Annotated in this window: 1 protein-coding gene; it reads left to right on the top strand. The window is 32.9% G+C overall.

The features are described 5' to 3' along the window. Window positions 1-162: 162 nt before the first annotated feature. Window positions 163-1,727, top strand: a 1,565-nt coding sequence (locus L6Q46_RS13895; protein ID WP_291284813.1) for an ATP-binding protein, incomplete at its 3' end; no start/stop codon positions are given.

Here is a 1,727-nt window from a genome sequence, read left to right as displayed (position 1 = left end):
TGGGTGAGGTGTGTGGAGAGGTAGCTTAGTTCAAATAAAAATGCCTCGGTTGGTTGGTTTTCCAATTTGCCCAGGTAAAACATATATCATTGGCAAATTGAAAAATTATTCAAAAAATAATTTTAATGAAGGAAGATCAGCTTTATGTCAAAAATTATTAAGTTGAAAATTGAAAATTTCCGCGGGATAAAAAAATTAGAACACCATTTTGGGAATACAAATTTTGTATGTTTAGTGGGTAGAGGAGACTCTGGAAAAACCACTATTCTTGATGCGATTGCATGTCTCTTCTCTTCGCGGTGGAATCTGACTTTCTATGACACGGATTTTTATAACTTAAATATTGAAGCAAATATAAAAGTCAGTGCTTGTGTTACTGATATTCCGGAGAACCTTTTATTAGAAGATAAGTTTGGACTTTTCATTTGTGGCTGTAGTAAAGACGGCAAAGAAATACATGATGAAATAACCGACGAGGATGAAAAAGCTTTGTGGATTAATCTGGAAGTTGCTAAAGATTTAGAACCCAGATGGTATGTTGCAAACCCCAGAAATAATGATGAAAAAATTCTATCCGCAGCTGACCGGGAAAAATTTTCGGTTAATTTAATCTCAGATTCAATTGACAGACATTTTTCATGGAATAAAGGTAACCCTTTATACTCAATTTATAGAACTCAGGAAAATGGTAAGGAATCTAATAACTCTTTTACAGAAGTAATTAGGCAAACTAAATCAGAGATTGATAAATTGCCTTTTGCTCAATTCGCTGAGTTATCTAAAAACATCCAGGAAAAAGCAAATGGCTTGGGCTCAGAAATTGGAGAACTATCGACAAAAATCGATTTCAGGGATATAATAATAAAAGACGGTAAAGTTTCACTTCATAACGAAAATATTCCGCTGAGTTTATCAGGTAAAAGTACAAAACGATTATTATCTGTTGCAATACAACTTTCTACTGTTAACGGGAAGGGCATCATTCTTATTGATGAGATTGAACAAGGTCTTGAACCAGACCGCGTACAGTTCTTGGTTAGTGAGCTGAAGAAAAATAACTCCTTTCAGATTTTTATAACTACCCATTCAAGAAGTGTTGTGACTGAACTTGATTTCTCGGAAATTTTCATGCTTAGGAAAAACTTACAAAGTCTTTTCGAATTTTCACCACAACTTCAAAACATCCTAAGAAAAGTTCCTGAATTCGTTTTTGCAAAGAAAATTATTGTCTGTGAAGGAAAAACCGAATTGGGTTTTCTACGCGCTTTTAACGACTATATGATAAATACTTTGAAAATGAACCTGGCTCATAAAGGCATAGTAATGGTATATGGTGAAGGTAGTAATATGTTAAAAGATGTATGTAAAATAAAGGAGTGTGGTTTTGATGTTGCCTTGTTTTGTGATGCAGACAGGGACCTTCGAACTTTAGATGACTTAAAATTGAAAGGGATTAAAATTATCAAATGGGAAGTTGGTGATAATATTGAAATGGCTATATGCAAATCATTAAATTTAAAAACAGCTGAGAAGTTCTTGAATTTCCTTGAAAATATCGTTATTGAACAAAAATCAATGAAAAAGGAAAGCTTTAGGAAAAATTTAAAAAATAAATTGGGCGTGTGGGGAATAACACAAGATCCTTTCGAAAATCTTGAAATAATTACACCAGAATTTCAAAAAGGTCTATCTGAATATATCATTGAATTATCAGTCTTTAAGAGTAT

The organism is Flavobacterium sp. (genome assembly GCF_023151265.1).
GTDB lineage: Bacteria > Bacteroidota > Bacteroidia > Flavobacteriales > Flavobacteriaceae > Flavobacterium.
The sequence above is the reverse complement of the archived record's forward strand: the minus strand, read 5'-3'. Positions and strand labels throughout refer to the sequence as shown.